Genomic DNA, 5,745 nt, shown 5'->3' on the forward strand with positions numbered 1-5,745 from the left:
GATCTGGAGAATGTGGTTGCGCATTCCCAACCGACCTATTCCCTCCATCCGGGAAACACGCCGCCCGCGAGCGTGAGCATTGCCAGCGAAAACAGCATGTCCTCCGGGCCCTCGTTCTTCGAGCGGCTGTTTGGTGGACCGCCCACGCCCCCAGCCCCGGTCGGACGGCGTCAGCAGCCGCGAGGCATGTTCACCCGCTAGGCCAGAGCTTGACGTACCCCCTGGGTTTTCTCCCGCAAAAACAACGATCTCGCCACTTGGCGAGATCGCTTAACGTTAACCATTCTATACCAGGATACAACCAGCGGGCACTTTTTCGCCACACTCGGCAGGTTAGTTTAACGCTGAACTGGGGGCGAGAAGGTAAACCTCGGTTAACCATCTCGCATTAACAGGGCGTTCATCCTCTTTCGTGCTGCAGAGCCATCGGCTGCTGAGTGAGAGAAAGAGTCCATTGATCGCTCGTCGACTGGGTGGGCTCATCGTGCTGGCTGATTTCGCACGCAGTTTTACGTCGCTCGCGATTCTGAGGGCGAGAGATCAGATCGGCCTAACCCGGATTGGATTGGCCTCACTGCTGCTCCTGATGGGTGCAGGCTCGGTCCACGACGCGACCGCCGAGAACGAGACCCGTACGCTCTCGTTCCATCACACCCATTCCGGCGAAGATCTCACCATCACCTTCAAGCGCGACGGTCGCTATGACGAAGAGGCCTTGAAGCAGCTCAATCATTTCCTGCGGGATTGGCGCACCCAGGACCAGACCGTGATGGATCGCCACCTGTTCGATATCATCTGGGAAGTCTATCGCGACGTCGACGGCAAGAAGCCGATCCAGATCGTTTCCGCCTATCGCTGCCCGGCTACCAACGCCATGCTGCACCGTCGCTCATCGGCCGTGGCCCGCTTCAGCCAGCACATGCTCGGGCATGCGATGGATCTCTATATTCCCGACGTACCGCTCGAGCAGATCCGCTTTGCCGGGCTGAGGCTGCAGCGCGGCGGTGTCGGATTCTACCCGATGTCGGGATCGCCGTTCGTCCATCTCGACACCGGCAATATCCGTCATTGGCCGCGGATGACCCACGATCAATTGGCCAAGCTGTTCCCGGACGGCCGCACGGTTTACATTCCGTCGGATGGCGTCCCGCTGAAGGGGTTTGAGCTTGCCCGTGCCGATATCGAGAAACGCGGCAACGGTGATGATGGTGCGACCGGCAGCAAACCAAGCTTCCTTGCGGCCTTGTTCTCAGGAAAGTCGCAGGAGGACGACGAGGAGGCCACGAACTCAGTGGCCGACGACGAGACACCCGTCGCCCCGGCAAACGCGACGGAAGTCGCCGCCAAACCGGCGCCGCGCGGCAAGCTGCAGATCGCGGCCGCGCTGCAGCTTGCCTCGGCCGACAGCCAGCTGGTCCAGCTGCCGAAAGCGATGCTGGTCCCCGTCGCGAAGGAACCGGCCGCCGACAACGCCGATACCAGGCCGCAGACCATGGCTGATATCATCAACGCCCGCGGGTTCTGGGGTGACAATCCGGGCACGCCCAAGCAGGCGACGCCGGAGCAGGCGGTGGCCGCGATCAGCGCACGGCAGGCGCTCGAGGCCGCCGATCCGAAATCGAGCGGGGGCGTTCCCGCGGTCTACCAGGCCATGGCGTTTGCTCCACCCGCCAATTCTCCGGTGGATCACGCCAACATCGTGGCGGCGTCAGCGGCGATCCCACACAGCGTCCGTGTCGCAGCTTCGCGCAATCTGGCGGCGGCGACCGAGATCAATACGGTGGCCGCCAGGGGACCTCAGGACCTGAGCGAGCAGAATTTGGGCGAGCAGAACCTGGGCGAGCAGAACCTGGGCGAAACAGTCGCGACGACGCGAATCGCGGCGGCCACGGGCAACGACACCTGGCTGCGCATCATGATGCTGGCGCCGAGCGCGAGCACGATGTCCGTGACGATGTTCGGCGATGCCGACCTGACCCTGATGCGCGCGTTCTTCGTCAAGCCACGCGCCGCGATCGCCATGGCGTTCACGGATGATCCGACGTCAGGTCTATCGTTCGACCGTTTCTCGGGATCCGCGACGGCGAAGCTGCAGATGACGTCGTTTACGATAGGCACCGCGCTGACGCATTGAGCGCCGTCCTCGCGAGAGCGGCAACGATCAATATGGATCGTGGTCTCGAGCTCCGCGCAGCCATTCCTTGGCTTGGCCCATACATCGAAAAATTCGTATTGCAATCGTGGCTCAGGCTCGCTGGGCCGCGAGGCAAGGTCGGATTCTACAGCATTCCCAGCGCATGCATGTAGGTTTCCAGGATCGTCTCGGCTTCCTGCCGCTCCTGCGGGTCCTGCTTGCGCAGCCGCACGATGGTGCGCAGCGCCTTGACGTCGAAGCCGTTGCCTTTGCTCTCGGCATAGACGTCGCGGATATCGTCCGAGATCGCCTTCTTTTCCTCTTCCAGCCGCTCGATGCGCTCGACGATCGACTTGAGCTGATCCTTGGCAAAGCTGGTCGAGGGCGCTTCGTCTTCTTTGACGGCGGCTGCGGCGGTGGCCATCTTGAACTCCCGAGTGAACTGATCTTCGGACCTGAGGCGAGGTGCGCGCTGTGACACACGGCAATCGCGAAACGACACTTCAGGTTCGCGCGCTCGGGGTCAAGGAAACATCCGCTTCATCCACAACGCGCCCACATCTTGTTGTGAAATGAGAAAAACTGCTTGCTTGGCGAATCAGCGCTCGCCGGCTCTTGCAGCCGCAATTGTCGTCAACCGATTCGCGCGCACGCCCGAATCTCGAACTTGGTCCCGAACGTCGCGGAACGAAGGAATCAATGCCCGGCGTGAGGCTTGTCCAGTGCGGCCAATTGCTCGGGGCTGGCTGCGCCCTGGTATTTCGACTTCCATATCTCATAGGGCATGCCGTAGATGGCTTCGCGGCTCTCGTCCTTGGTCATGGGCGCCCCTTTTTCGTCAGCCGCCTCCTTCAGCCAGTTGGACAGACAGTTGCGGCAGAAGCCCGCGAGATTCATCAGGTCGATGTTCTGGACATCGGTGCGGGATTGGAGGTGCTCGACAAGGCGCCGGAAGGTGGCGGCTTCGAGTTCCGTCTTGGTCTTTTCGTCGATGGCCATGGTCGTTATCTCACCGTTGCAGATCGTCGCTATTATGTGGACCTTGTCACAGATTTTGCTATATCGCAGCGCACACAAGGGTTTATCGGCAGGGATTCGCAATGCCCCTTGCATGAAAAAAGCACCTTGGCCGTTGACAGTCGCCATCGGCACGCGAAATCTTCCCTCATCTGCTATAGCGTCGCGCGATGATCCGCAAAAGTTCCAGCCGCACAAATCCAATCCCCCATGGCCTCGGCACCCTTTCGGTACTGGCAATCGCCGCGATTTGCCTCGGTAGCAGTCCGGCCCGGGCGGATTTCCGGCTTTGCAACAATACCGCGAGCCGGGTCGGCATCGCTCTCGGCTACAAGGACTCCGAAGGCTGGACCACCGAAGGCTGGTGGAACGTGTCCTCGCGGAGCTGTGAGACGCTGCTGAAGGGAACGCTGGTGGCGCGCTATTATTATATCTACGCTCTCGACTATGACCGTGGCGGCGAGTGGTCGGGACAGGCGTTCATGTGTTCACGCGACAAGGAATTCACCATCAAGGGGACGGAGAACTGCCTCGCGCGCGGTTTCGACCGCACCGGCTTCTTCGAGGTTGATACCGGCGAACAGCGAGCCTGGACCGTGCAACTGACCGACGCCAACGAACAGCCGGCGCAGCAGCGCGTCCCCGGTATGCCGGGCGCGGTTGGCCCCGGTGGCAATGTTCCGGGCCTGCCCGATTCCCCCCCGGCTGCAGCGCCTGCTCCGGGCGCGTCTGGCCCGCCGCCAGCCGCAACGCCCGGAACCAAGCCATGAGGCGTCTGCGTCGCATCAAGATCCTGGCCACACTCGGTCCGGCATCCTCCGATGGCCCGATGATTCGTCGGCTGTTCGAGGCCGGCGCCGATATTTTCCGAATCAATATGAGCCACACCTCACACGACAAGATGCGGGAACTGGTGGCCACCATCCGCAATGTCGAAGGAAGCTACGGCCGTCCGATCGGCATCCTGGTCGACTTGCAGGGTCCCAAGCTCAGGGTCGGATCGTTTGCAGGAGGCGCGATTCAACTGCAGAACGGCCAGAGTTTCACGCTGGATTCCGACAGCACGCCAGGCGACGGCACCCGCGTGCAACTGCCACATCCGGAGATCCTGGCCGCGCTGCGGCCCGGCCACGCGCTGTTGCTCGATGACGGCAAGGTCCGGCTGATCGCCGAAGAGACCTCGCCGGAGCGCGCGGTGACGCGCGTCGTGATCGGAGGCAAAATGTCGGACCGCAAGGGAGTGAGCCTGCCCGACACTGACCTGCCGGTCTCGGCGATGACGCCGAAGGACCGCGCCGACCTCGAAGCCGCGCTGGTCACGGGAGTCGACTGGATCGCACTGTCCTTCGTGCAGCGTGCCGAGGACGTCATCGAAGCCAAGAAGATGATTCGCGGTCGTGCCGCCGTGATGGCCAAGATCGAAAAGCCCCAGGCGATCGACCGGCTTCCGGAGATCATCGAAGCCTCCGACGCCTTGATGGTCGCGCGCGGCGATCTTGGCGTCGAATTGCCGCTGGAGCGGGTGCCGAGCCTGCAGAAGCAGATGACGCGGCTGGCGCGCCGCGCGGGCAAGCCGGTGGTGATCGCGACCCAGATGCTGGAATCGATGATCCAGGCGCCGGTCCCGACACGCGCGGAGGTGTCCGACGTCGCAACCGCCGTCTATGAAGGCGCCGATGCGATCATGCTGTCGGCAGAATCGGCCGCCGGCAAATATCCGGTCGAAGCCGTCTCCACCATGAACCGCATCGGTGAAGAAGTGGAACGCGATCCGATCTATCGTTCGGTGCTGACGGCGCAGCGGCCCGAGCCGGAATCGACGGCGGGCGACGCGATCGCTGACGCCGCCCGCCAGATCGCGGAGACCCTCGACCTGCCGACCATCATCTGCTGGACCTCTTCGGGCTCGACCGCGATCCGCGTGGCGCGCGAGCGGCCCAAGCCGCCCATCGTGGCGATCACGCCGAACCTGGCGACGGGCCGCAAATTATCGGTGGTCTGGGGCGTGCACTGCGTGGTCGCGGAAGACGCCCGCGATCAGGATGACATGGTCAACCGCGCCGGCTCAATTGCGTTTCGCGACGGCTTCGTCCGCGCCGGGCAGCGAGTCCTGATCGTCGCCGGCGTGCCGCTCGGCATCCCCGGCACCACCAACATGGTGCGCATCGCCTCCGTCGGCCCGGAGCGCGACGCAGACATCTGACGGGACGTTTTGCCGCTCACGCCCCGACCAGCGTCTTGGCCGGGAGCACCGCCTGCACGACGAGGCCGCGGGCACGGGCATCCATCACGCCGACTGCGCGCAACGCCAGCAAGGTGACGGACTGAACCACGTCGCGCAGTCTGGCGGGATCGTCGAGATCATCGGGTGCCAGCGGCCCGACCAGGGCTTCGTGAATCGCTCCCAGCAGCGCGGTCGCGGCAAGCTGGGTGTTCTGGGCCGGCAAATGCCCTGCGCGCACCGCGGCATCGATTCGCATCGCAATCTCGCCCGCGATCTCGCGGCGGCTTGCAACCCGCGACGCCGTGACGTCGACGTCGACCGGCTCGGCCAGAATGCCCCAGGCGAGCTTGCGCTGCGATAGAACGTGGAC

Annotated in this window: 6 protein-coding genes and 1 pseudogene; 4 read left to right on the plus strand and 3 right to left on the minus strand. The window is 63.4% G+C overall.

The genetic code is table 11. The features are described 5' to 3' along the window. The coding region (locus WCB02_RS20555) for a hypothetical protein (RefSeq protein ID WP_423960905.1) at nt 1-201 on the plus strand (201 nt) is incomplete at its 5' end. 283 nt (nt 202-484) lie between these two features. After that, entirely contained in the window at nt 485-2,134 is a 1,650-nt protein-coding gene (locus WCB02_RS20560; RefSeq protein WP_423960907.1) for a DUF882 domain-containing protein, read from the plus strand. Nucleotides 2,135-2,279: 145 nt separating this feature from the next. Here the strand turns inward: WCB02_RS20560 and WCB02_RS20565 are convergent, their stop codons facing one another. Both WCB02_RS20565 and WCB02_RS20570 read right to left on the minus strand, forming a co-directional pair. After that, nucleotides 2,280-2,558 (minus strand): DUF2312 domain-containing protein, encoded by a 279-nt coding sequence (locus WCB02_RS20565; protein WP_423960909.1) that lies wholly within the window; start codon nt 2,556-2,558, stop codon nt 2,280-2,282. 272 nt (nt 2,559-2,830) lie between these two features. Beyond that, the gene (locus tag WCB02_RS20570; protein WP_423960910.1) at nt 2,831-3,133 is read right to left on the minus strand and encodes a DUF1244 domain-containing protein; all 303 of its coding nucleotides are present in this window, start codon (nt 3,131-3,133) and stop codon (nt 2,831-2,833) included. A gap of 188 nt (nt 3,134-3,321) precedes the next feature. Between WCB02_RS20570 and WCB02_RS20575 the strand changes: the two genes are divergently transcribed. Both WCB02_RS20575 and pyk read left to right on the plus strand, forming a co-directional pair. Next, a complete protein-coding gene (locus WCB02_RS20575; protein ID WP_423960912.1) occupies nt 3,322-3,921 on the plus strand; it encodes a DUF1036 domain-containing protein in 600 nt (199 codons plus the stop codon). After that, entirely contained in the window at nt 3,918-5,354 is a 1,437-nt protein-coding gene (gene pyk / locus WCB02_RS20580; RefSeq protein ID WP_423960913.1) for a pyruvate kinase, read from the plus strand. The genes WCB02_RS20575 and pyk overlap by 4 nt, the downstream gene beginning before the upstream one ends. Before the next feature lie 16 nt (nt 5,355-5,370). On the opposite strand, the pseudogene WCB02_RS20585 reads toward pyk, so the two are convergent. Next, nucleotides 5,371-5,745, minus strand: a pseudogene (locus WCB02_RS20585) (TetR/AcrR family transcriptional regulator); the annotation flags it as partial.

This window comes from Bradyrhizobium sp. (assembly GCF_049581145.1).
In the GTDB taxonomy this organism is placed as follows: domain Bacteria; phylum Pseudomonadota; class Alphaproteobacteria; order Rhizobiales; family Xanthobacteraceae; genus Bradyrhizobium.

Excerpts from the sequence above, each read along its gene's own strand:
- WCB02_RS20565 (WP_423960909.1), bottom strand. The coding sequence starts at position 2,558 with ATGGCCACCGCCGCAGCCGCCGTCAAAGAAGACGAAGCGCCCTCGACC.
- WCB02_RS20570 (WP_423960910.1), bottom strand. The coding sequence starts at position 3,133 with ATGGCCATCGACGAAAAGACCAAGACGGAACTCGAAGCCGCCACCTTC.
- WCB02_RS20575 (WP_423960912.1), top strand. The coding sequence starts at position 3,322 with ATGATCCGCAAAAGTTCCAGCCGCACAAATCCAATCCCCCATGGCCTC.
- pyk (WP_423960913.1), top strand. The coding sequence starts at position 3,918 with ATGAGGCGTCTGCGTCGCATCAAGATCCTGGCCACACTCGGTCCGGCA.